20 protein-coding genes are annotated in these 24,751 nt (G+C 41.8%); 11 read left to right on the forward strand and 9 right to left on the reverse strand.

Annotation, left to right across the window (positions count from 1 at the left end; genetic code table 11):
- Positions 1-88 precede the first annotated feature (88 nt).
- The 5 genes from addB to ABG082_RS05200 are packed head-to-tail and all read left to right on the forward strand — an operon-like array spanning position 89 to position 12,190.
- Positions 89-3,598 (forward strand): helicase-exonuclease AddAB subunit AddB, encoded by a 3,510-nt coding sequence (addB, locus tag ABG082_RS05180; protein WP_348936625.1) that lies wholly within the window; start codon positions 89-91, stop codon positions 3,596-3,598.
- Positions 3,576-7,280 (forward strand): helicase-exonuclease AddAB subunit AddA, encoded by a 3,705-nt coding sequence (gene addA / locus ABG082_RS05185; protein WP_348936626.1) that lies wholly within the window; start codon positions 3,576-3,578, stop codon positions 7,278-7,280. Before addB ends, addA begins: the two co-directional genes overlap by 23 nt.
- Positions 7,281-7,305: 25 nt before the next feature.
- Entirely contained in the window at positions 7,306-8,481 is a 1,176-nt protein-coding gene (gene sbcD / locus ABG082_RS05190; protein ID WP_249670291.1) for an exonuclease subunit SbcD, read from the forward strand.
- Positions 8,478-11,873, forward strand: a complete 3,396-nt coding sequence (gene sbcC, locus ABG082_RS05195) for an exonuclease subunit SbcC (RefSeq protein ID WP_348936627.1) — start codon at positions 8,478-8,480, stop codon at positions 11,871-11,873. Before sbcD ends, sbcC begins: the two co-directional genes overlap by 4 nt.
- A 17-nt stretch (positions 11,874-11,890) precedes the next feature.
- Complete coding sequence (locus ABG082_RS05200; protein WP_035700204.1) at positions 11,891-12,190, forward strand: hypothetical protein; 300 nt, start codon at positions 11,891-11,893, stop codon at positions 12,188-12,190.
- Positions 12,191-12,237: 47 nt separating this feature from the next.
- Here ABG082_RS05200 and ABG082_RS05205 read toward each other — a convergent pair whose 3' ends face one another.
- The 8 genes from ABG082_RS05205 to ABG082_RS05240 form a co-directional block, all read right to left on the reverse strand.
- Entirely contained in the window at positions 12,238-12,456 is a 219-nt protein-coding gene (locus tag ABG082_RS05205; protein WP_003211468.1) for a spore germination protein, read from the reverse strand.
- A 22-nt stretch (positions 12,457-12,478) separates the two neighbouring features.
- A complete protein-coding gene (locus tag ABG082_RS05210) occupies positions 12,479-12,913 on the reverse strand; it encodes a spore germination protein GerPE (protein ID WP_202734577.1) in 435 nt (144 codons plus the stop codon).
- Complete coding sequence (locus tag ABG082_RS05215) at positions 12,913-13,089, reverse strand: germination protein GerPD (RefSeq protein WP_003210893.1); 177 nt, start codon at positions 13,087-13,089, stop codon at positions 12,913-12,915. Before ABG082_RS05215 ends, ABG082_RS05210 begins: the two co-directional genes overlap by 1 nt.
- Positions 13,086-13,700, reverse strand: a complete 615-nt coding sequence (locus tag ABG082_RS05220) for a spore germination protein GerPC (RefSeq protein WP_202734576.1) — start codon at positions 13,698-13,700, stop codon at positions 13,086-13,088. Before ABG082_RS05220 ends, ABG082_RS05215 begins: the two co-directional genes overlap by 4 nt.
- A gap of 31 nt (positions 13,701-13,731) precedes the next feature.
- A complete protein-coding gene (locus tag ABG082_RS05225; protein ID WP_017366980.1) occupies positions 13,732-13,965 on the reverse strand; it encodes a spore germination protein GerPB in 234 nt (77 codons plus the stop codon).
- 14 nt (positions 13,966-13,979) lie between these two features.
- Positions 13,980-14,201 (reverse strand): spore germination protein, encoded by a 222-nt coding sequence (locus ABG082_RS05230; protein ID WP_003211745.1) that lies wholly within the window; start codon positions 14,199-14,201, stop codon positions 13,980-13,982.
- 127 nt (positions 14,202-14,328) lie between these two features.
- A complete protein-coding gene (locus ABG082_RS05235; protein ID WP_008348605.1) occupies positions 14,329-14,490 on the reverse strand; it encodes an aspartyl-phosphate phosphatase Spo0E family protein in 162 nt (53 codons plus the stop codon).
- A gap of 122 nt (positions 14,491-14,612) precedes the next feature.
- Positions 14,613-15,707, reverse strand: coding sequence for a CotH kinase family protein (locus ABG082_RS05240; RefSeq protein ID WP_098680887.1), 1,095 nt, complete (start codon positions 15,705-15,707; stop codon positions 14,613-14,615).
- Positions 15,708-16,614: 907 nt separating this feature from the next.
- Here ABG082_RS05240 and ABG082_RS05245 point away from each other — a divergent pair.
- Entirely contained in the window at positions 16,615-17,520 is a 906-nt protein-coding gene (locus tag ABG082_RS05245) for a fumarylacetoacetate hydrolase family protein (RefSeq protein WP_048001710.1), read from the forward strand.
- 91 nt (positions 17,521-17,611) lie between these two features.
- Complete coding sequence (locus tag ABG082_RS05250; protein WP_007499115.1) at positions 17,612-17,980, forward strand: YisL family protein; 369 nt, start codon at positions 17,612-17,614, stop codon at positions 17,978-17,980.
- Positions 17,981-18,018: 38 nt separating this feature from the next.
- On the opposite strand, the gene ABG082_RS05255 is transcribed toward ABG082_RS05250, so the two are convergent.
- Entirely contained in the window at positions 18,019-18,546 is a 528-nt protein-coding gene (locus tag ABG082_RS05255; protein WP_348936628.1) for a DUF2777 family protein, read from the reverse strand.
- A gap of 155 nt (positions 18,547-18,701) precedes the next feature.
- Between ABG082_RS05255 and asnB the strand changes: the two genes are divergently transcribed.
- From asnB to ABG082_RS05275, 4 genes are all read left to right on the forward strand, one after another.
- The gene (asnB, locus tag ABG082_RS05260; RefSeq protein WP_024720029.1) at positions 18,702-20,543 is read left to right on the forward strand and encodes an asparagine synthase (glutamine-hydrolyzing); all 1,842 of its coding nucleotides are present in this window, start codon (positions 18,702-18,704) and stop codon (positions 20,541-20,543) included.
- Positions 20,544-20,690: 147 nt separating this feature from the next.
- Positions 20,691-22,208: a phytoene desaturase family protein gene (crtI, locus tag ABG082_RS05265; RefSeq protein ID WP_348936629.1), complete on the forward strand. Its 1,518-nt coding sequence runs from the start codon at positions 20,691-20,693 to the stop codon at positions 22,206-22,208.
- The gene (crtI, locus tag ABG082_RS05270) at positions 22,205-23,680 is read left to right on the forward strand and encodes a phytoene desaturase family protein (RefSeq protein WP_348936630.1); all 1,476 of its coding nucleotides are present in this window, start codon (positions 22,205-22,207) and stop codon (positions 23,678-23,680) included. The genes crtI (ABG082_RS05265) and crtI (ABG082_RS05270) overlap by 4 nt, the downstream gene beginning before the upstream one ends.
- On the forward strand, positions 23,673-24,512 hold the full coding sequence (locus ABG082_RS05275) for a phytoene/squalene synthase family protein (RefSeq protein ID WP_348936631.1): 840 nt from the start codon (positions 23,673-23,675) through the stop codon (positions 24,510-24,512). Before crtI (ABG082_RS05270) ends, ABG082_RS05275 begins: the two co-directional genes overlap by 8 nt.
- Positions 24,513-24,751 lie beyond the last annotated feature (239 nt).

Below are 24,751 nucleotides of genomic sequence, written 5' to 3' on the forward strand. Positions count from 1 at the left end.
TCGGAGGAGAAAGGGAAGGTGATAGGAAAATAGCTATTTACCTTTATTTTCGCTAGAATATGAGTACATAAGAAAGGTGTTGTGGAACGTGGAGATTCAGTTTTTAGCAGGCAGATCGGGGAGTGGAAAAACGACTGCAATTCTAGAAGAAATCAAAGAACAACTTCGGCTTGATCCGCTGGGTCCGCCAATCATTTTTTTAGTCCCGGATCAAATGACATTTTTAATGGAATATGAGCTTGCAAAAACATCTGAAGCTGGTGGAATGATCAGGGCCAAAGTCTTTAGTTTTACTCGGCTTGCCTGGTCTATATTACAGCAGACTGGCGGTGCGAACCGTCAATTTGTCACAAGCACAGGGATTCAAATGCTCTTAAGAAAAGTAATAGAAGAACAGAAAGACAAGTTTAAGGTATTCAAAAAGGCGAGTGATAAACCGGGATTTGTTGAGCAAATAGAAAAGACGATGGCTGAATTCAAAAGGTACTGTATGATGCCAGAGGATATTGAAAAAATCTCGGCATCCAGCATGCATTCAGAGTATACAGAAGAAAGACGTGCGGCGGAAAAATTGCATGATCTTCATGTTCTTTATCAGCAGATGGAGCAGCATCTGCAAGATGAGTATGTGCATTCAGAGGATTACTTGACACTTCTGGCTCAGCAAATTCCTTTATCAGAAGAATTGAGAGGGGCACACATTTATATAGATGGTTTTTATCAGTTTACCCCCCAACAGCTTCTTGTCATTGAACAGCTTTTGCTACATGCAGAAAAAATAACAGCTGCATTCACAGTGGATCGTTCCTATCATGACACGCAGCCAAATGAACTTGATTTATTTCGCATGACAGGTAAGACATATTCCCAGCTTTATCAGCTGGCAAAAGAGTGCGGAGCGGCTATTTCTGAGAACATTTTGGAGAGAAATAAGCGGTATCTTCATACCCAAGATCTAGCTTATTTAGAAAATCAATATGAACAGAGACCTTTGCAGCCGTATCAAGAAGAAACGCCTCACCTTACCGTATCGAAAAGTGCAAATAAACGAGCTGAAATTGAGGGAGTAGCGAGAGATATTCTTGATTTAGTAAGAGGGGAAGGTCTTAGGTTACGAGATATCTCAATTGTTGCAAGACATGTAGACGACTATAAAGATACGTTAAAAGAGGTGTTTCGAGATTACGATATTCCTTTCTTTATTGATGGAAATGAATCGATGCAGTATCATCCGCTCATTGAGTTCATTCGTTCGAGCCTCGATGTCATAAAAGGGAACTGGCGGTATGAGGCGGTGTTTCGCTGTGTGAAAACGGAGTTCTTATTTCCGCTTGAACTCGCCAAAAACAAAGCAAGAGAACAGGCAGATCAGCTTGAAAACTATTGTATTGCTTACGGTGTAAAAGGTGAACGCTGGACGAATGGTTCACGATTTCATTATCGCCGCTTCCAATCACTAGATGAAGATTTTGGACAAACCGATCAAGAAATAGAAATGGAGCAAATGCTGAATGATGTAAAAGAATGGATTGTTCCACCTCTCTTTCAATTGCAAAAAAGATTGAAAAAAGCGCAAAAGCTAAGAGACATGGTGGAGGCAGTGTATGTCTTTCTAGAAGAAGCCCAAGTGCCAGAAAAGCTTGAAAAGGCAAGGCTTGAGGCAGAAGAAGCAGGCAGGTTAGCTGAAGCGATGCAGCATGGGCAAGTATGGGATGCTGTCATTCAATTAATGGATGAATTTGTTGAAATGCTGGGCGAGGAGGAGCTCTCATTTCCATTATTTCAACAGATGATGGATACAGGACTGTCCTCTCTCAAGTTCGCTTTGATTCCCCCTTCACTTGACCAAGTCTTTATCGGAAGTATGGATTTATCCAGAATGTATCAAGTAAAGTGTACGTTTCTCATTGGAGTAAATGATGGGGTTATACCTGCGCGGCCCTCTGATGAAAGTGTATTGTCTGAGGACGACCGGGAATGGTTAAAACGTGCAGGAGCAGAGCTGGCAGAGACAGGGAAGGAACGGCTGCTGGATGAACAATTTTTGATTTATCAAGCGCTGTCCAGTCCATCGCACTACCTGTATTTATCCTATTCAGCTTCAGATACGGAAGGGCGATCTCTTTTGCCTTCGACCCTCATCAAGTATTGTGAGGAACTGATGCCAAACCATCAGCAAGCCCTCTATGTGTTAGATCCAGAGCAGTTGAATGATCAGGAGCAATTAAAATTTGTAACAAACGAGCATGTCTCGTTATCCTATACCGTTTCGCAGCTGCAACAATGGCTCAATCAATATCCGATCAGCGGCGTATGGTGGAGTGTATATAATCATTTGATGACCTCGTCCAACCGCGACGTATCAAAAAAAATCATGTCCAGCTTGTTCTTTACAAATAGAGCGAAGCGTTTAAAGCCAAATGTCACAAAAGAACTTTACGGTGACCATATTCAGGGCAGTGTTTCAAGAATGGAGAAATTCAATGCATGTGCATTTTCTCATTTTGCTTCCCACGGGCTAAAACTAAAAGATCGACAATTTTACAAATTAGAAGCACCTGATATCGGCCAGCTCTTTCACTCGGCTTTAAAACTGATTTCAGATACGCTTGTTGAACAAAAAAAGGATTGGAAAAACTTAACGAAGGAAGATTGTGTGACCTACTCAAGGCATGCAATCGAACAGCTGGCTCCACGTCTGCAAAAAGAAATTTTATTAAGCTCTAATCGGCATGCTTATATAAAAGAAAAGCTCCAAAAAATCCTCATCAGGGTGTCTTCTATATTAAGCGAACATGCAAAAGTGAGCGGATTCTCTCCGGTTGGACTTGAGTTAGGTTTTGGAGGTCAAGGACCTCTGCCGCCGTTTACTTTTCAATTAAAAAACGGCTGCACGATGGAGCTTGTTGGAAGGATTGACCGAGTGGATAAAGCAGAAGGATCAAAAGGACTTCTTTTAAGAATTGTCGACTATAAGTCCAGTGAGAAGGGGCTTGATCTAGCAGAAGTTTACTACGGTTTAGCCTTGCAAATGCTCACTTATTTAGACCTGACCATTACGTATTCTAAAGAATGGCTTGGCATGGAAGCGACACCGGCAGGAATTTTATACTTCCATATTCATGACCCGCTGATTCAAGCGCCTATTCCGCTAGCAGAGGATGCAATTGAGCAGGAAATATTGAAGAAATTTAAAATGAAGGGTCTATTGCTCGAAGATGTGGAAGCAGTGAAGTTGATGGATCAAACACTCGAATCAGGAAGATCACAAGTCATCCAAGCTGGTTTGAAAAAGGATGGTTCTTTCCGATCTGACTCTGCGGTATTAAGTGAAGATCATTTTCACATTCTCACTAAACACGTTCGGCGAACCTTTGAAGAGGCAGGAGAAAGAATTACAAGCGGTGAGGTAGAGATAAACCCATATAAATTAAAGGATCAAACCCCTTGCCGCTTTTGCTCTTTTAAGTCTATTTGCCAATTTGATGAATCAATAGAAGATAATGAATTTAGGGTGCTCACATCTGAGAAGGATGATGTCATGTTAGACCGGATCAAAAAAGAAGGGGATCAGTATGCAAATACCAAAACCGAATAACAGTACTTGGACAGATGACCAATGGAACGCCATCGTTTCAGAAGGACAAGATATTCTTGTTGCTGCAGCGGCAGGGTCAGGGAAAACAGCGGTCTTGGTTGAACGGCTGATTCGAAAAATGACTCGGACTGAGCAGCCAGTTGATGTGGACAGGCTGCTCGTAGTGACTTTTACCAATGCTTCAGCAGCAGAAATGAAGCACCGGATCACTGAAGCACTTGAAAAAGAACTATCTAAAAACCCTGGATCACTTCATATGCGGAGACAGCTGTCACTTATGAATCGTGCCAATATTTCTACCTTGCACTCTTTTTGTTTGCAAGTTCTCCGTACCTTTTATTATGAGATTGACCTTGATCCAGGTTTTCGTTTGGCTGATCAAACAGAAGGAGAATTATTAGGAGATGAAGTGTTAGATGAACTGTTTGAGGATGAGTATAAGGCTGGAAAGCCGTCATTCTTTGAACTCGTTGATCGTTACACATCTGATCGGCATGATTTAGATCTTCAATGGCTTGTCAAAAGAATTTATGAGTTTTCTAGGTCACATCCAGCGCCCGAACAATGGATGCGGGCATTCCTTTCTCTTTATGATGTGGATACACAGACAAAGGTAGAAGAATTACCCTTTTATCCATATATCAAAGAGGACCTTTCTCTCGTTTTAAGAAGCTGTCAGGAACTGCTGGAACAAGCGCTCACTTTATCAAAAGAGCCGGGCGGTCCAGCACCGAGAGCAGAGAATTTTATAGATGATTTAGAGCAAGTAAATGAATTAATAAGGCATCAAGATGATTTTGGGACACTTTATGAGCTTTTGCCAAACATCAATTTTAAAAGGTTAAAGACTTGCAAAGGGGATGACTATGACCCGGCTCTGTTAGAAAAAGCAACAGATGCACGCAATCAAGCCAAAAAACAATTAGAAAAGCTAAAAGATGAATACTTTATGCGCAGTCCCGATCAGCATTTAAAAAGCTTGGCTGAAATGAAGCCAGTTGTAGAAACACTTGTAGAGCTTGTGATTCAATATGGAGAGCGTTTCGAGAGAGCAAAACAAGAAAAATCAATCGTAGACTTTTCTGATCTAGAACATTATTGTTTGCGCATTTTAGCGAAGCAGGACGCAGAAGGAAATCTCATTGAAACAGAAGCGGCTAAGTACTATCAACAGCAATTTGAAGAAGTACTCGTGGATGAATACCAGGATACAAACCTTGTCCAAGAAACGATTTTAAAGCTCGTGTCTAAAGGAAAACATCCTGCCGAAGGCAACCGCTTTATGGTTGGTGATGTGAAGCAGTCCATTTATCGCTTTAGACTTGCAGAGCCGATGCTCTTTTTAAATAAATATAAACAATTTAAAGCAGACAGCAATGAAACAGGTAAAAGAATTGATCTAAATAAAAACTTCCGTAGCCGGGCTGATGTATTAGACAGTACCAACTTTCTGTTCAAACAGCTGATGGGAGAAACAGTTGGAGAAATTGAATATGACGAACAAGCTGAATTAAAGCTTGGAGCGAGTTATCCGCAAAGCGAAGACACGACGACAGAAATGCTTCTTGTTCATTTAGATCAGCACGACACAGAAAGCGATGAAGAACGAGAAGAGCTAGAGACGGTTCAATTTGAGGCGAGAGTGATTGCAAAGAAAATAAAAGAATTGGTAGAACAGCCTTTTCAAGTGTACGATGCAAAACAGCAGCTGACCCGCAACTTGCAGTATCGAGACATTGTGATCTTGCTTCGATCAATGCCGTGGGCTCCGCAAATGATGGAAGAGTTGAAGAAGCAGGGGATCCCTGTTTATGCGAATCTTTCCTCAGGTTATTTCGAAGCTACAGAAGTATCTGTCATTCTTTCTTTGTTAAAAGTGATTGATAATCCATATCAAGATATTCCGCTCGCTGCTGTTTTAAGGTCACCTATTGTTCATTTAGACGAAAATGAGATGGCACTGATTAGAACCAGTGATAAAAAAGGCACTTATTATGATGCTGTGAAGGCATTTATGAGTGTGACACACTCTGATCATCCGACGTGCAGAAAGCTGGAGCGTTTCTTCCTTCAATTACGCAAATGGCGTGATTTTTCGATTCAGCATTCGGTAGCAGAACTGATTTGGGAAGTGTACCGAGATACACAATATCTAGATTATGTCGGCGGGATGCCAGGAGGCAAGCAAAGACAGGCAAACCTTCGGGCTTTATATGATCGAGCAAAACAGTATGAAAAGGCTGCTTTTAGAGGGCTGTTTCGATTTCTTCGATTTATTGAAAGAATGCAAGAGCGTGGAGATGATCTTGGAGCGGCAAAAACGTTCAGTGAAACAGAGGATGTTGTCCGCATGATGACCATTCATAGCAGTAAAGGACTCGAATTCCCTGTTGTGTTTACTGCAGGACTTGGCAGGAACTTTAATATGATGGATCTAAATCAGTCCTACTTGCTCGATAAAGAACTAGGTTTTGGCAGCAAATATATTCATCCTGAGCTGAGAATTAGTTATGCAACATTACCGCTGATCGCGATGAAAAAAAAGATGAGAAAAGAGTTATTATCTGAAGAACTGAGGGTTCTATATGTGGCGCTCACAAGGGCGAAGGAAAAATTATTTTTAGTCGGCTCTGTCAAAAATCAAGTGAAAGCTTTAAGCAAGTGGCAAAATACCGCAAACGGAAACGACTGGCTCCTCCCTGATTTTGAACGTTATCAAGCGAGAACATACTTAGATTTTATTGGCCCTGCTCTTATCCGTCATCAAGCGATGTCATCTCTTTTAGAAGAATCGAGAGAAGTCGTTCTCTCTCATCCATCATCATTTTCTATCACCTTTCATCAAGCGTCCGATCTTCTAAAAGAAGACATGTTACTTGAAAAACAAAAACAAGACGAAGTGGTACAAGCATTAATGGAAGGGGTGCCTGTTCAAGGATATGGCGATTACGAGGAGGAAGTAAAAGAAAGGCTTTCATGGCGATATCCATATTTAGCGGCCTCCCAAGTAGGGACTAAGCAGTCAGTTTCTGAGATCAAAAGAATGAAAGAAATACAGGATGAATACAGTGTGCCTTCTTCTATTCGAAAAGCTCATGCGACATTGTACGAACGACCGGCTTTTATGAAGAAAAAAACACTCACAGCCGCAGAACAAGGGACGGCCATGCATACAGTCATGCAGCATATCCCTCTTCCTTCAAATGAACCATACGATGAATCTCGTGTAGAAGAGCTGCTCCATTCTTTAAAAGAGAAAGACTTACTAACAGATGAACAAATCCAGTCAATCAATCGAGAAGGAATTGTGGCCTTCTTTTCTACTGCTATTGGTCAAAAACTGCGTAAAGCGGACTGGGTGAAACGAGAAGTATCGTTTAGTATGGTTTTACCGGTTAAAGAGGTATACAGCCATATTGATGCAGAAGGTGAACCTGTGCTCATTCAAGGAATGATTGATTGTTTATTTGAAGCAGATGGCAAGCTCTATTTACTTGATTATAAAACAGATCGAGTGACTGGCAGATTCTCAGGTGGATTAGAGGAAGCTGAAGCGATGTTAAAAAAACGCTATGAAACGCAAATATCGTTGTATACAGCAGCGGTAGAACGTTTAACAAACAGAACATTAGAGGAGAAAATCCTTTATTTCTTTGATGGAAATCTAGAAATTTCTTTATAGGTGGAATGAATGAGAGGTGAATCACATGAGGATTCTGCATACAGCGGATTGGCATCTAGGGAAAACCCTTGAAGGCCGAAGCCGGCTTGAGGAGCAAGCTGAATTTTTAGATGAATTAAATCAAATCGTCAAGGATGAACACATTGATGTCGTTGTGATGGCTGGAGATGCCTTTGATACAGTGAACCCTCCTGCTCGCGCAGAACAGCTTTTTTATGAAAGTCTGTCTGCATTATCTGATAAAGGAAAGCGTCAGGTGGTTGTGATCTCTGGCAACCATGATAACCCAGACCGTTTATCAGCCGCATCTCCTTTAACGAATGAGCAGGGGATTCATTTAATTGGATATCCGACAAATGATTTAATTCATGTCGATGTTCCTTCTGCAAGTGAACGTCTATCTATTGCAGCACTCGCTTACCCGTCCGAAGCAAGGCTCAACGAAGTGCTGGCTGAAACATTTGAAGAGAAACTGCTTCGTGATCAGTACAATTTAAAAATACAACAAATGTTTCAACATTTAAGCAGCCAATTTCAGGCGGATACGGTTAATATCGCAACAAGTCATATTTATGTGGCAGGTGGCAGTCAAACGGATTCGGAAAGGCCGATTGAAGTGGGAGGCGCATATACCGTTGCGGCCGAAAGTCTGCCTGAGGCGGCTTGTTATGTCGCACTGGGGCATTTGCATCGCCCCCAAACCATTAAACGTGCCAAAACGATTGCCCGCTATTCTGGATCTCCACTTGCATACAGCTTTTCTGAAGCAGGCTACGCCAAATCAGTCACCATTGTGGATGCAAAACCGAATGAAACAGCAAGCTGGAAAGAAGTGTTTTTATCAAGCGGTAAACCACTTATGAAGTGGAAGGCGACTGAAGGACTGAGCCAAGTACACAGTTGGCTGGATGAAAAGCGGGATCTTCAAGCCTGGATTGATTTAGAGATTCACTTAACAGATCAGCTGTCGATCGAACAAATTCATCAGCTTAGAAAACAGCATAGTGGATTTGTCCATATTAGACCAAAGTTTAAAGAGTTACAGCAAAAAGAAGAACAAAAACAAGTGAAAAAGCTCTCGATTGAAGAGCGGTTCGTGAAATTTTATGAGCGTCAGACAGGTGGAGGTCTACCTGATGAAAAAACCGTCAAGCTATTTTTAGAGCTTGCCAATGACATGCAAGAGGAGGAAGCGAATTGAAGCCGATCACGCTAACCATTAAAGGACTTCATAGCTTCAGAGAAGAGCAAACCATTGACTTTAGCTCCTTATGTGATGCAGGTGTGTTTGGTATTTTTGGACCGACTGGAAGCGGAAAATCGTCCATATTAGATGCCATGACACTCGCACTCTATGGCAAGGTCGAACGTGCACTCAATAATACGCATGGTATTTTGAACCAAGCTGAAGAAAAGCTGTCTGTCTCCTTTACGTTCGCTTTGCAAAGGGAACACCATATTTCTTATAAAGTGGAACGTGCCTTTAAACGGGCAGATGAAATGAAGGTTAGAACGACGTTATGCCGATTGATTGAAATTGGTGATACGCAGACAGTTCTTGCAGATAAAGCAAGTGAGGTCAATCGTAAAATAGAAGAATTACTTGGTTTAACCATTGACGATTTTACGAGAGCGGTTGTTTTACCCCAAGGAAAGTTTGCGGAATTCCTTTCATTGAAAGGAGCCGATAGACGCCAAATGCTGCAGCGTTTGTTTAATTTGGAGAAATATGGTGATCAGCTCGTCAAACGTTTACGCGCAAAGGCTCAAAAACACTATGGACAGAAAAACGAACTGCTGGCTGAACTGACTGGATTAGGAGAAGCTGGTCCAGAGGCATTAGCGAAAGCTAAAGAAGCAGCTGCGCAGGCGCAAGCTATTTTTCATGAGAAAAAACAAACGCGGGACGAAGCGTTCACTGCTTTTACAAAAGCGCAAGCCATCTGGCAGTATCAAAAGGAACAAGAAGCGTACGAGAAGGAACAAAACAAACTCAATCTACTGGCACCAACGATGGAAGAGAAAAAGAATCAACTTCGCATTGCAGAGCAGGCAGAGACATTAAAGCCTTATGCGGATGCATTAACAAAGGCTGAAAAGCAGCTCTCTCAAGCATCAAAAGAGAAGCAGGAAGCAGAAAAACATTTACTTCTTCAACGAACGATCTATGATCAAATGACGCAGGAGTATGAGCAAACGCGGCAAAAGAAAATGGAAAATGAGCCAGAGCTTCTTCAAAAGAAAGAGCAGCTGATTCAATTAAAAGAAATTGAACGAAAAAAAGAAACAGCTCTTCAGGAAAAGACCGTACTAGAGCAGCAAAACAATGAAAAAGCGCAGCAATTGACTCAAAAAAAAGCGGAAGCCGAAAACCTGCAATCTTTATTAGAGCGTGCGCTTGCGAAACAAACACAGTTGAAGCATGAGCTGGAACAATTACAAGTCTCTGTCAAAGAGCGGAAACTTGTACAAGACGCACTTCGTTTCAGTGAAAATGTTCAAAGAATGAATGTGAGCATTCAAAAAGAAGAACAAAAGATTGAGGAGCTAAGACAGCGTTCAGCACAGGCGACACAATCATATGAAAAGCTTCAAAAACAGCAAAAAGATCATCATGAAAAAATAAATCAATCGTTTCAAGCGATAGAACAATTGTATTTTTATGTATGTGAATTTGAACGAGGTCTTACAGAATGGAGTCATAAAGAGCAGGACAAAAAACAAGAAAAATTAAAACAGCGTGATGTTGTCAGATCGGCAGAATTAAGAAAAGAATTAGCGGCAGAGCTAGTAGACGGTGAACCATGTCCTGTTTGTGGATCGATTCATCATGATCCAAATGCTGTGATAGACAATGACCATGAAGAAACGGTTGCCCAAATTGATGAATGGATTGTAAAAATGGATAAAGAGCTCAAGCTGGCAGAGGAATATGCTAGAGACATGTTTGCTGCAAAGCAGCTGCTTGAAACGCATGCCAATCAATTAGTTAAACAGTTCTCCTTTTTATCTCAAAAAGCCCCCGATTCGGAAGTAGCTGCAGCAGTAGAAGCAGTACAGAATCCGCAGTCTTTGTACCAGCTGATTCAAGAATGGAAAGGTGTAAAACAAGATATTCAAGCAATCGAAAGCAAACGAGCTCGTTTAATGGACGTCACTTATGATCAAGCGGCAGAAATGAGCAAAGTAAAAGATCAACTGACATTTGAGCAGCAGCGCATACAAGAACTAGACATGCTGATCAAGGAGCTTCGGTCTGAGCTTTCCGAACAACTGACGCAATTTGAACAGACCTTTCCTCACCTGACAATCAACCAAGTGCAGGAAATGCAGCAACAAATTGACGAAAAGGATCAACAAGCGGAAGGTTATCAAGAGCGTATTGAGAAGAGTATTTCTTTTCTAGAGGAAAAACAGCAGGCAAAAGAGCATCTGCAAACAGCCATATACGATCTAGAGAAGGAACTCGATAAGCTGGCGCATCAACTGGGAAGCCAGCAGCACCTGATCGATCAATATGAAACAGATCTACAGCGATATCCTTTAAAAGCCGCTTCTCTTTCTGATGAACTGGACGAAGTTCAACAATCTCTTGCTCATCTAAATGAAAAAGAACAGCATTCGTACGAGCAATTAAAGCATGCACAGCAATTATTTAGTGAGGCGCAAAGCCATTTCTCAAGCAGTGAACGTCAGCTCCAAGAGGCTAAGCGGCGAAAACAAGAAGCTGAGGAAGCATGGCAAAAAGAAACAGGACCTACTCCTTTTGATCAGCCGCAGGAGATTGAACCTGCTTTAATGGATCGATCTGTACGTCTTACAGTCAAACAGGAAATTGAGGAATTTGAGGATAAAAGAAAGCAATGTGCAGCAAACTTAAAGCGAATTTCTGAACTGTTAAAAGGTGAGTCGCTGGATGAAGACGAGTGGACAGACATTCAACTAAAAAAAGAAGCGGCAGAAAAAGCGCTTGAAGAAGCGACAGCGCTGAGTGGATCTGCACAAGAGCATCTGCGAGTGATTGAAACAAACCATCAGCGCTTTGCAAGCATTCATGAACGTCTTGAAGAATTGCAACAAGAAATTGACCGGCTGGATAAGCTTCAAACTGTGTTTAAAGGGAATACGTTTGTTGAGTTCCTAGCAGAAGAACAGTTAGAAAGTGTCAGCCGCGATGCTTCTCATCGTCTTGGGATTTTGACAAGACAAAGATATGCCATTGAAGTCGATTCAGAGGGCGGTTTTGTGATGCGGGATGATGCCAATGGAGGTGTCAGACGTCCGGTATCCAGCTTGTCTGGGGGAGAAACTTTCCTGACGTCTTTAGCACTTGCCCTTGCTCTGTCTGCACAAATTCAGCTGAGAGGTGAGTTCCCGCTGCAATTCTTCTTCTTAGATGAAGGATTTGGTACACTCGATCAAGACTTGTTAGATACGGTGATTACAGCATTAGAGAAGCTACAGTCTCAAAATTTGGCTGTTGGTGTGATCAGCCATGTGGAAGAATTAAAGATGAGACTGCCAAAGAAACTGATTGTCCACCCAGCAGATCCAAGCGGGAAAGGAACAACAGTCTCGATGGAATTAATGTAAAGTGAGGTGATCTCAGGTTGGCAAAGCAAACGATTGGATTATGTGAGCTGTGCGGAAGACAAGAGGTCGTCCTTACGGAACATCACTTGACCCCAAAAGAAGAGGGCGGGGCCTTTCTACCGACTACCTTCCTGTGTATCCCTTGCCATAAACAAGTACATGCTCTTTATACAAACCAGGAGCTTGCCGCACGTTTGAATACGCTGGATGCACTAAGACAAGATGAAAAGCTTGTTCCGTACATCAAATGGATTCGAAAGCAGCCGGCAAGCAAGCTGGTCAAAACAAAGAAATCAAGACAACGTAGAAAGAAATGAGCATAAAAAAGCGCTCCTCTAAATGAAATGAGTGTAGAGGAGCCGCTTTATGCATTGCCTACCATATTCTGATCATTTAAGTCAGGATCCACATAGTTGGTGGCGCTAATGCCATTATTTAAAATCAAGAAATCTCCGGTATTCCCCGCTCCAGAGCCTAAAGCAGATTTTGAAGAACTTTTAGGCGAAAGATAAAATGAGTCACCGACGTTTACGACGCCCCCAGAAATCGAGTTAATGTAAATGGGTCCGACAATTGCTGGCATAATCGACATCCTTTATTCGAAGTCATATCACCATCATATGCGCAGGTAGGTCCAATTGTGAGTTTGGCGGATGTTCGTCATTGTTGCTAAATAACTCTCGAATATGCTTCACTCGCGCAACGGCATTTATTCCACACGTAGAGCCAATTTGATAGATAGACGAGGAAGAGACCCCTTCTACATGAATGGACGAAACTTTAATGAGAGGCTTTTCATGATAAAAGGCCGTTCTAACCGCTCGTTCTGGCAGCATCAATGGGATTGGTTCATAATACACTTCAAATTCTTTTGCATCTAGGTTTTTAGCTTCATTTCCATAAAACAAACTAATGGTTCGCTGAACAGCTAACACCTTCACGTTCGGACATAGCTCCTGTGTATCACCAATTTGAACAACACTCGCAATCCCGACAGAATTCACCTTCGAGAACTTCACTTGAGATGTGCGCTTAATCATTATCGAGGGGCTAGAGGAACAAACGGGCCAATAATTAATGATTCTGGCGGTGTATCGAAAATCGATGACAGCTGTACATGGTCCGTGTCCCCGATAATAAATAGGGAAGAGGACGATACCCCAACTACTTTAATGCTTCCGGTTTCGATGTTGCGGTTGACGACTGTGAAATTCATCCGTTTTCCTCTCCTTTCGTTTCATTTGGAATATGGGCTAAAAAGTGCTCGATTGCCCGTTTGACATCATGTTTCACATATTCAGCAATTTGCTCGGAACGTTGAAGCGGGGTCATATCTTCCCTTTGTGGCAGCTGCCCCGCATAATATTTGATTCTGCTGTCTATTTGTTTTCGAATGTCCTCAATGATATGGTGTTTGTTGCTTTCATCAAGCGAGCCTTCGTATCGCTGCTCTAGTTCTTCAAGAAGCTGTGGAGCTTCTTCATTTAAGAATGCATCGACAAGCTGGCGTGTTTGATTGAAAGATTGATCAGCCATTTCTTGCTGCATCATTCCAATTCCCGGGGTTGTTGTTTGGCCCACTTCAAAATTTTGAACACTATTTGGATCAGATGGATTGAGGCCGATATTTAATGTGCCTTCCAGCCGCTCGATTTTCAGTTGATCAAATTGATAATCAATCCGTTCAATCGTTGTTGTCGGTTTATCTTTGATCATTTGCATTTCCTGCTGAAGCTCGTTAAGCCTTTTTTCAAGCATCATGATTTGCTGTGTTTGCTTTTGAATGATGCCATACAATTGTGAAGCGCTGTTTTGATAGTCATACATATGCATACACCTCCGGGGATTGCAGATGAACTTATGTTGTTGGTGACTGAAGCGGTACAAAAGGTGCTGTGCTTGCGCCTTGAGATTCTTGAATTCCTTGTGTGCCTGCTGCGGCAGGTGCTGATTCTACATAGCTTCCAGTGTTATACAGATTGGAGAGTGCCTTGATTGATCCAGCACTTCCGATTTGCAGAACGGATGAGTTACTCACAGACTCCACACGTAAGTAATTAATTTGTATCGCTTGATTAATATAGAAGTTCAACGGATTCTCACTCCTTACAAGTTACCAACAAGCGGTTGATCAATGACATCACTATCATACGTATTTGTCACACTTTTATAGTTGCTAATGCGTAATTGATCACCAGTGTTAAAACTGCCTGCGCCGGCAAACGTTTTAACCTGACTATTTGGAGAAATGGTGATGCAGTCTCCAACATGAACGACTCCGCTCGTTCCGACGGCATTTACTTTAAAGGCTCCAACAATAGCCGGCATAGCGGTGCACATCCTTTAGAAAAATAGGGCACTTCGTTTTTGGGCGTTTCACCATAGCTTATGATGGGTCTTTTAATATGTGATTGTCTTTTTGAAGAACTTTGATGAGAGGAATGAAGTGTATGGTTTACCCTTTATTCGAGCATTCTTTAGAGGTGGTTTTGATGCCTTTATTTAAGAGTGTGTCAAGCTCTTGACTGCACCTGATGGTTTCTTCGGCATTCATTCCGAATTTTTTTGCGGTCTCAATTAAATGTAATCTTTTTTGTTCAATTTCATAATTGATCATAACGGACGCCAACTCTCACATTTTTTATCAAATAGAAGGATATGGTTAGTATACCCTATTTTTCTATAAAAAAAGCTCTTTCGTCAATATGAGAACTAAAGTGACAAAATTCGAAAGTGTCTTTACAGGCGCGATGTCTCTTTTTTAATCTCAGTTTGTAAATAACGTCGTCTTTTGTTGATATACTGTCGGATTAATTCTCGCTCTGAACGCAGCATGTCTTGTCGGTTTTTCGTATATGGATCATCTCCAATTCGCTGATCAATCGAAGCATGCCATGTCTCAATGATGGGGAGAAGCCGGTTTTCTAAAAAATGTGTATCTAGTACGTGCTGGAAAAGGGCATAATAGTCTCTTTTAAATGCAGGGATGTCTAGTAATCTAGCGGTTAATGTATTGAAACCGCTGACTGGAATATAATCAAACGCCATTTCTTCTCCGTGAATATCACGACCCCAAGTCGCATCATAATCCCAAGGCATTACTTGAAACCTTCCTTGATCATTCACATAAAGCGCATAGTTATGAACAAAGCCATCAAAATTTTGGGTACACACGACACCAATGAGCCAGCGAAAATATTGTGTCACATCAAGGTACTGCTCAATCTTATTTGCAAACGTGTCGTCCCTTGCGGTGTTCAAAAAGTAAATAAATTCACTCAGCTGCTTGTCGTGTTCAGGAGTTCCCGTTTTTTTCTCATAACCGAGAAGAAGATGTTTTTTTGGCTTTTTATCAAATGAACTTAAAAGAGAGAAGTTGGCGTCATCATCTACAGCATAATAAATGCCGCCTCCATGCAGCTGTCGTTTTTGGAGGAACAGCTCATCTACAGATTCTATTTTTAAATAAATGCCTTCTTTTCTTCCATTAATGGTCAGAAACACATGAGAAGCGGACGGGCTGAACACACCCATCTGTTCAAAGAAATAAAAAGACAGCCTGTTGCGAATGAAAGAAGGATCATTGTACTCTGCATTTAAGTGAAAAAGGGATTCGCCCTGTCTTTGCTTTGGTTTTCGATATTCAATTTGATAGGATTTTTTCTTGAGCTTTCGAATGTGTGATCCTCGGTATGAGGCATAAATATGTGACTTCGTTTGGCCGGTTTTCAGAATGGCCTCAACGGGTTCATCGTTCCATACGTCCTTTTTTAATTCCATGAGATCTTTTGGATGAATCCAGATATCCAGTTGTTTTAAAGGTTCTGTGTCCATGCGTTCATCACCCTCCTATATCTCCTCCACTATATGAAAATGAAGGAATGTCCTGTACCTGCTGATAGGTATTCATGGAGTTTTATAAGAAAGAGGCATTCGCCAAGAACACTTGTCTATCGAGTCTCGTAACATAAAGCAGAGAAGATAAACAGCTTTGTCTGTTTGTTTTGTCAGCACAGATTGGGAGGGGAATTGTTCGTGAGCACATTTGATCATTCGCATATTGAACATGCAGTTGATTCACTTCGAAGTGAGGGGCGTGATCATCACTTAGATCGTGAACCTGAATCGGGACATTCACACAAATCATCTCGTTCTCGTCATTCAAATCGCCGTCACTGGTTCTTTGGTGGGGGAGGATGCCGTAAGTCACATCGCAGCAAAAAAAGCCATAAAAGCTATCGCTCTAAAAAAAGTCGCTGTTCAAAGAAAAGTGTAAAGAGCGAGAAACCATGCAAAAGTAAAAAGTCGTACCGCAGCAAAAAGTCGTATAAAAGCAAAAAGTCATGCCGTAGCAAAAAGTCGTATAAAAGCAAAAAGTCATACCGCAGTAAAAAGAGTAAACCAAAAAAATCATGCCGCAGCAAATACAGATCTCATCATAAGAAAAGCTGCCGTAAATCACACCGCAGCCATCGATCTAAACGTTCTCATCACCACAAACGGAGTCACTCTTGCCGAAGATGCGGAAAGAAAAAACATCATTCCCGCCATCAAGGAAATGTTGATCGTAAATGGGATCAAGGGAATATGTGGGAGTATCGACGCTACCGCTAAATGTCAGGTCTTCATTTTTGAAACCCTTTTTAAAAGAGAGTATGATAAAAAAGGGTTTTTTTTATTTCGTAGAGAAATAAAAATGAGACATCATAATGTAGTGAAATGAAGATTGTGAGGGGAAGACATGAAGTTTTTTACAGGTGAGATACATAACAGATTGTTTATCGGGGTCGTCATTGATGATGAATGGGTGATGGACGTCAAAAAGGCAGAAGCAAAACTATTTGAGCTAGAAACATTGCCAAACTCTTTATTTGAATGCATCAACATGGGGGACAAGTTTGTCGAACACGTCAAACAGCTTCTTGATTGGGCGGAGAAAAAAGAAGAAGACCGCGGCTCTTATGTCTATCCGCTTTCGGACGTGACACTCCATGCACCAATTCCAAAACCAACGAAAAACATCATGTGTGTTGGGAAAAACTATCAAGATCACGTCATGGAAATGGGAAGTGCGGCAGATATTCCTAAAGACGTGATGATCTTTACAAAGGCGCCTACCTCTGTTGTAGGGCATGAAGCGGACATTCTTCTCCATGAAGATGTGACAAGTGAATTGGATTACGAAGGGGAGCTTGCCATTGTCATTGGCAAAACAGGAAAGAATATTGCTCCAGAAGAGGTCCAAGATTACATTTTCGGTTACACCATTTTAAATGATATAACGGCAAGAGATTTGCAGAAAAAACACAAACAATTTTTCATAGGAAAAAGCTTAGATACAACTTGTCCAATGGGACCTTATATCGTTCACAAGTCAGTGATCGAGGATCATGGAGCACTCCATGTGGAAACAAAGGTAAACGGAGAGGTTCGTCAGTCTGCCAGTACGGAATTAATGATCTTCCCAATTGAAGACATTGTGTCAACTCTTTCAAAAGGGATGACGCTGGAAGCGGGAGACATCATTGCAACAGGTACACCTTCTGGAGTCGGCAAAGGTTTTGAACCGCCAAAATTTTTAGCCTCAGGCGATCAGGTTGAAGTAACAATTGAACCAATTGGGACGTTATCAAATCGCGTCAAATAAAGGCGTGTTGACACAGGATTGTCGCTTTGTGTTCGACTTATTTCGTGGTACGATGAGAAGGTAATTGTTCTGATAAAGGGGGAAATCACAAATGGGAACACATTTACATATTACAGCGTGGGTGCTAGGTATTATTTTATTTTTCGTTGCCTTTGCATTAGCAGGTAAAAACGATAAAGGCGCTAAAATTGTGCATATGATCGTACGACTGTTCTACTTGATTATTATTGCAACAGGCGTAGAGCTGTATGTTCGCACAGGAATGAAAATCCCGGGTTACGGGGGCGAGTATGTTGGAAAAATGATACTTGGTATTCTTGTGATTGGTTTCATGGAAATGGTCCTTGTACGCAAGAAAAAAGGAAAATCGGTGACGGGTGTATTCATTGGTTTTATCGTGGTTGCCATTGTGACCATTCTTCTAGGCTTACGTCTGCCGATCGGTTTCCATATCTTTTAAGATAAAAAGGGCATTGCTTATTAAAAGCAGTGCCCTTTTTATGTGAGATCAAACTGAGACATCAGCCGGTGACCGTCAGACGTCGTCCATTCCAATTGAACTTGATTTGTACCCGAATGATGGTGGCATTGAAGGGCAAGTGATTGCATGTCTCCTGAAAACTGAAAAAAAGACACGCGATGAGAAGGATGGAAGGAAGAGAAGACACAATTATAGACGGAAAAGCCAAGCTGTTCTACATGGTCAATGATCTGATAAAAGACGCTTTCTGGTACGAACATAAGCAAATCAAGCCACCCTTTAGAAAGAGACGCTGTATATTGAATGCGTTCACCGCCTTTTACCTCCATCAACTTCCCATTATCACAAAGAACGACAGACCCGAGCAATTCTCCTTTTGTCCATCGATCCTTTTCTTTCAAACAGATCATAGAACTTTGAAGGCTTTCAGGCAGCATGATGTCTCCTTCTTCGTCTTCAATCAGACAATGACCGTTTTCCATCAGTAAGTACCCGTTACACCATTTTGGGTGGTTTTGCTGAAGATAGGTCATGCGGTTCTCCATTCGCAAAACCTCCTTTCCTCTTTCTTTTCTTACCAAATGAAGCTTGTCCTATACACAGGGCAAAAAAGGACAAATCAACTATCAAGGAGACGATGCATAAACTAAGAAAGGCTAAATGAGAACACTTGATGAAAAACGGATGGGAGCTGATGATGATGTGTGGAATAACAGGCTGGGCAGACTTTAAAAAGCAGCTCATCCAACAGGATCATGTAATCAATCAAATGACAGATACATTATCTAAACGAGGGCCGGATGATACAAATACGTGGAAAAGTGAGCACGTTCTTTTCGGCCATAAACGGTTAGCCGTTGTCGATGTTGAAGGCGGAAAGCAGCCGATGACATATACCCATCAACACCATGATTATACGGTGGTATACAATGGAGAACTCTATAACACGGAGGATATACGAAAAGAATTATTCAAAAGGGGGCACCGCTTTCTTGGGCATTCTGATACAGAGGTTCTTCTTCACGCCTATACAGAATGGAAGGAAGAGTGTGTGACCCATTTTAATGGAATTTTTGCATTTGTCATTTGGGATAGTGAGCGTGAATTATTATTTGCAGCGAGAGACCGGCTCGGTGTCAAGCCATTTTTCTATACAGAACGTCATCATTCCTTTTTGTTTGGTTCAGAAATCAAAGCACTTCTGGCTCATCCTGAGATGAAAGCCAAAGTCGATCATGAAGGCTTATCAGAAATTTTTGGCCTAGGGCCGTCTAGAACACCAGGGCAAGGCGTATTTAAAGGGGTGAAAGAGCTGAGGCCGGCACATGCCCTAACCTTTTCAAAAGATGGTTTGCGTGTGTGGAGGTACTGGAATGTCAAAAGCAAGCAGCATACAGACTCGCTTGATGACACCGCTCAGCACGTGAAGGAACTATTTACGGATGCCGTTACAAGACAGCTCGTCTCTGATGTGCCTGTATGTACATTTTTATCGGGTGGAGTGGATTCTAGTGCCATTACAGCCATTGCCGCCAAGCACTTTGAGAAAATAGGGAAAGCCCCGCTGCATACGTATTCCGTTGATTACGACGGAAATGATCAATTCTTTGAAGCAAGTCAATTTCAGCCCAATGCTGACGGGCCGTGGATTGATCGAATGACCAAAGCGTTTCAAACGAATCATCACAGCTGTATCATCGGGCAAAAAGAGCTGGCTTCTTATTTGAAAGAAGCGGTTGAAGTGCGAGATTTGCCGGGGATGGCAGATATTGATTCTTCCTTACTATGGTTCTGTCGAGAAATTAAAAAGGATTTTGTTGTTGGTTTATCAGGTGAATGTGCAGATGAAATTTTTGGAGGTTACCCATGGTTTCACATGGCAAGCGAAACCAATGGGTTCCCTTGGATGAGATCAACGGAAGCACGCATTCAGCTTCTTCAAGACTCATGGCAAAAGAAATTATCACTGAAGGAATATGCGCAAAGCAAATATGAAGAAACCGTGGCAGAAACCCCTCTTTTAGATGGAGAAACCGGAGTAGATAAAGCCCGAAGAGAACTTTTTTACTTAAATATGATTTGGTTTATGACCACGCTACTGGATCGAAAAGATCGTATGAGCATGGGGGCGAGCCTTGAGGTACGTGTACCATTCGCAGATCATCGTCTTGTTGAGTATGTATGGAATATTCCTTGGGAAATGAAAATGTATGGAAATCGGGAAAAAGGGGTTTTGAGGAAAGCATTAGAGGGAATTTTACCGAATGAAGTGCTTTATCGCAAGAAGAGCCCTTATCCGAAAACACATCATCCTGCTTATACTCAGGCGGTAAAAGAGATGTTAACAGATTGTCTCGCGCAAAAGGATTCTGTGCTTCATGAATTTTTAGATCCACATCAATTAAAACAGCTGATTGAAACGGAAGGGGCTTCTTTCCAGGTCCCTTGGTATGGTCAGTTAATGAAAGGCCCACAGCTCATTGCCCATTTGGCACAGATTCATCATTGGTTTGAAACATATCGAATTGATATAGAAGCATAACAAAGGGTCGGCTTTCTTGCACTTGTTGAAAGGAAGTCGGCTTTTTTGATACATAACATGAGACTTTTAGAGCACATCAAAAGTTGAACTAACAGTTTTAATTTGTATAATTAACTTAAAGTGAATTAATTTGGAGGAAAAAGGATAATGAAAATCATTGTGATCGGAGCAGGACCAGGGGGGCTTGCAGCAGCTATGATGTTGCAAAGCAAAGGACATGATGTTCATATATATGAAAAACAGTCCTTTGTTGGCGGACGTAACTCTAAGTTTCAACTTGGTGATTTCACGTTTGATACAGGTCCTACTTTTCTCAGTATGATTCATATTGCAGAGGAACTATTCACCTTTGCCGGTAAAAATCTCTATGATTATATAGATGTGATTGAATTAAAAGAAATGTATAGGTTAATCTTTCATGATGAGAAGCTTGATATGATTCGAGATCGAGACGAAATGTACAAACGACTAGAAGCCTTTGCACCTGGTGAGGGCGAAGGGTATGTACGTTTTATGAATGATACAAAACGAAAAATGGACCGCCTAACGCCGATTCTACAAAGTAAAATGGATCGTTTCCATCATTATTTGCGTCCAAAAGTCATCAAAGCACTTCCTCAGCTCTCATTAAATAAAAGCTTATATGATGTGCTGTCGGATTATTTCTCAAATGAATCAGTGAAATATGCCTTTACATTCCAATCAAAATATTTAGGGATGTCACCTTGGGAATGTCCAGGAGCGTTCTCAATTCTTTCCTTTATGGAGCATGACACAGGCGTTTATCATCCGAAAGGCGGAGTGAATCAGCTGTCAGAAGCGATGGCAAAGGCAGCTGTTGAATCTGGGGCTACCCTTCATCTATCAACTGGAGTTGAAAAGTTGCTGACTGAAGGCAGGAAAGTGAAGGGCATTCGCTTAGAAACCGGTGAAGAAATACAGGCAGATGAGGTCGTCGTAAATGGTGATTTTGCACACGTGATGACAAAGCTTGTAGAGCCGGGTCTTTTAAAGAAATATAGCGAGAAGAAACTGAAAAAGAAAAAATTCTCATGCTCCACCTTTATGCTGTACCTAGGTTTAGATACGATATATGATGAGCCGCATCATACCATCGTTTTTTCCGATGACTATGCGAAGTTCGTCAAAGAGATTACGAAAACCTTTGAGCTGCCGGATGATCCGTCCATTTATATTCAAAATGCAAGTGTGACAGATGATTCGCTTGCGCCAAAAGGCAAGTCCGCTCTTTATGTGTTAGCACCCGTTGCCAATAATCAAAGCGGTATTGACTGGGAAGCGTATCAAGAAGAATTTAGAGAGCTTGTGCTGGATACACTGGAGCGGAAAACGGGCTTTAAGAATATCAGGCAGCATATCGAAGTCGAGCGGATGATCACGCCGAAGCATTGGGAAGAAGAGCTGTACGTGTATGAAGGAGCTACATTTAACCTTGGTCACCAGTTGACGCAGATGATGGTACTCAGGCCGCATAATGAATTTGATGAGTTGAAACACTGCTGGCTCGTTGGTGGAGGAACCCACCCAGGGAGCGGATTGCCAACCATTTTAGAATCAGCGCGTATCACGACAAATGCGATTCTGTCAAAAGAGAAACATACGCACAAAAGAGTGCCACATGAAGAAAAGGGGAGCGCCTCATGAAAAAACATATATTGATTGCTGGCGGCGGTATTGGCGGAATGATCTCAGCTCTCTATTTAAAAAAAGCTGGACATGATGTCACCCTTGTTGAAAAAAATGAACGGCTCGGCGGGAGACTTGCTTTTGTACGTGAGAAAGGATATAAAGTAGATGAAGGTCCGACCATTGTCCTACTTCCTGATATGTTAAGAGGCATTTTACATGACGTAGGCATTGATGAAACATCTCTTGATCTCTTGCAGCTCGATCCGCTGTATACGATCCACTATCAAGATGGAACTTCCTACACGAAATACTCTGATACACGGCGACAACTAGAAGAAATCAAACGTGTATTTCCAAAGGAAGAACAGGGATATTTAAAATTTATGCAAGAAATGACGGATCGGTTTCAAGAAGGGCAGCAAGCTTTTCTAGAAAAATCATTTCATGAAAAACGAACCTTTTTTACAAAAGCGAACATGAAGATTTTAATGAAATTAAAAGCATATCGAACCGTTCAAAGTTCTCTCAAAAAATATTTTTCGGATGAGCGCCTCCGAGATGCATATGCACTTCAAACCCTCTATGTCGGAGGAAATCCGTATGAAGCATCTGCCATTTATTCGCTTGTTTCATATAGTGAGCACGCACACGGAATTTACTATTTAAAAGGCGGATATGCGAGTTTAGTAGATATATTGGAGAGACAGCTCTTAAAGACGGGTGTACACATAAGAAAAAGTGAAGAAGTCGCACAATTTGAGTTTGAGGGGAAACGTGTGGTCAAGGCAAAAATAAATGATGAACACATAGCAGCTGATGCATTTGTGATGAACGGAGATTATCCAGCGGCGTTAAAACAGCTTGGTTTAGGTGAACAAGACCGGCGTAAATACGTTCCATCCTCCGGCTGCGTGATGGTGTATCTAGGGTTAAACAAAGTATACGATGAAGCACCTGTTCATCAATTTTTCATGGGAGAACACTTTGATCAGCATATGAGAGAGGTGTTCCAAACGAAAACGATACCTCAAGATCCATCATTTTATACGTTTAATCCATCGACCATCGATCCATCCCTTGCTCCAGAAGGCAGCAGTGTCCTATATATGCTCATTCCTGTTCCATCAGGAGATCACATCAACTGGGAACAAGAGACAGACTTTGTGGATAAAATGGTGGAGCGTCTTGAGAAAAGAGGCTTTCCGCAGCTGCGAGAGGCGGTTGTCTGGCAAAAGGTGAGAACACCGAATGATTCAATGCGAGAAGGATTGTTTGAAGGCGGCAGCTTTGGCCTCGCTCCTAATTTGTTTCAATCAGGTGTGTTCCGCCCGCAAGTAAAGGTTGCAGAGGTAGACAATCTATATGCGGTAGGTGCTTCCATCCATCCCGGCGGCGGGGTACCGATCGTGATGCAAAGTGCAAAGCTCATGGCTTCTGTACTGCTTAAAGATCTGAACAACAGAAAGGAAGTGAAGCTAAGTGGTTGATGTGCAAACAGCATTGAAAATATGTGAAGAGACCATTCAAACCCATTCAAAAACGTTTTATCGTGCCTTTTCCATGCTGCCTAAAAAGAAAAGACAGGCTGTTTGGGCTGTTTATTCCTTTTGTAGGAGAGCGGATGACATTGTAGATGAGTCTCCTTCACCAAAGGAAGAACTGACGTCTTTTCAGGAGGCATTTGATCGTTTCTTGCAAGGAGAAGTAGATCGTGATGATCCAATGTGGGTGGCGCTGGAGTATACATTTCAACAGTTTCGTATGGATGAAGCCCCATTCCGTGACCTGCTGCGAGGACAGGAGATGGATTTAGAGCAGCATCGATATGAAACGTTAGATGAACTGCTCATCTATTCCTATCATGTCGCAAGTACAGTTGGATTAATGCTGCTTCCGATCATTGCACCGCGTAAAAAAGAACAGCTAAAAGAAGCAGCGATTTCCCTTGGGATTGGCATGCAGTTGACCAATATACTTCGAGACATTGGTGAGGATAAGGCGGAAAGGAATCGTATTTATTTGCCAAAACAAGTCATGGATCAATTTGGGTATACAGAGCAAGAATTACAAGAAGGGATCGTCAATCAAGCCTTCCAGCACGTATGGGAATATATTGCGTTTGAGGCAGAGGCGTACTATGAGGAATTTTTTGACCATCTCCATGAATTCCCACTTTATTCAAGGATACCAGTGAAAGCAGCTGCTCACTTTTATAAGGCTATTCTAGATAAAACTAGAGAAAACGAATACCGCGTCTTTACGGAGCGGTCATATATTTCAACACAAGAAAAAGCACTTATTTTAGAAGATATTACGTAATGAAAAGAAGACAAAGGGGTAAAATAAAGTTCGTTTTAGCCCTTTCAGCGTGTAGACAAACCCTCGCATTCGGTGTCAGTCCTGCGCTTCGGTGCTCACGAATGTTAAATTCGCTCCGCGCCGATGCTCGTCCTTCCTAGGGCTGCAAAGGTTTTCTATCACGCTGAAAAGAAGACAAAGGGCTAAAATAAGTTCATTTTAGCCCTTTGACAACAATCTGAAAGGACTGCACCCGCAGT

This window comes from Bacillus sp. BS1807G30 (assembly GCF_040047675.1).
GTDB classification, from domain to species: Bacteria; Bacillota; Bacilli; order Bacillales; family Bacillaceae; genus Bacillus; species Bacillus altitudinis.

Bases quoted from the DNA above. Each gene is read 5' to 3' on its own strand.
- asnB (WP_024720029.1), top strand. From the start codon at position 18,702: ATGTGTGGAATAACAGGCTGGGCAGACTTTAAAAAGCAGCTCATCCAA.
- ABG082_RS05215 (WP_003210893.1), bottom strand. From the start codon at position 13,089: ATGAATTTCACAGTCGTCAACCGCAACATCGAAACCGGAAGCATTAAA.
- crtI (WP_348936630.1), top strand. From the start codon at position 22,205: ATGAAAAAACATATATTGATTGCTGGCGGCGGTATTGGCGGAATGATC.
- crtI (WP_348936629.1), top strand. From the start codon at position 20,691: ATGAAAATCATTGTGATCGGAGCAGGACCAGGGGGGCTTGCAGCAGCT.
- addA (WP_348936626.1), top strand. From the start codon at position 3,576: ATGCAAATACCAAAACCGAATAACAGTACTTGGACAGATGACCAATGG.
- ABG082_RS05220 (WP_202734576.1), bottom strand. From the start codon at position 13,700: ATGTATGACTATCAAAACAGCGCTTCACAATTGTATGGCATCATTCAA.
- sbcD (WP_249670291.1), top strand. From the start codon at position 7,306: ATGAGGATTCTGCATACAGCGGATTGGCATCTAGGGAAAACCCTTGAA.
- ABG082_RS05245 (WP_048001710.1), top strand. From the start codon at position 16,615: ATGAAGTTTTTTACAGGTGAGATACATAACAGATTGTTTATCGGGGTC.
- ABG082_RS05240 (WP_098680887.1), bottom strand. From the start codon at position 15,707: ATGGACACAGAACCTTTAAAACAACTGGATATCTGGATTCATCCAAAA.
- ABG082_RS05250 (WP_007499115.1), top strand. From the start codon at position 17,612: ATGGGAACACATTTACATATTACAGCGTGGGTGCTAGGTATTATTTTA.
- ABG082_RS05210 (WP_202734577.1), bottom strand. From the start codon at position 12,913: ATGATTAAGCGCACATCTCAAGTGAAGTTCTCGAAGGTGAATTCTGTC.
- ABG082_RS05205 (WP_003211468.1), bottom strand. From the start codon at position 12,456: ATGCCAGCAATTGTCGGACCCATTTACATTAACTCGATTTCTGGGGGC.
- ABG082_RS05235 (WP_008348605.1), bottom strand. From the start codon at position 14,490: ATGATCAATTATGAAATTGAACAAAAAAGATTACATTTAATTGAGACC.
- ABG082_RS05230 (WP_003211745.1), bottom strand. From the start codon at position 14,201: ATGCCGGCTATTGTTGGAGCCTTTAAAGTAAATGCCGTCGGAACGAGC.
- ABG082_RS05255 (WP_348936628.1), bottom strand. From the start codon at position 18,546: ATGGAGAACCGCATGACCTATCTTCAGCAAAACCACCCAAAATGGTGT.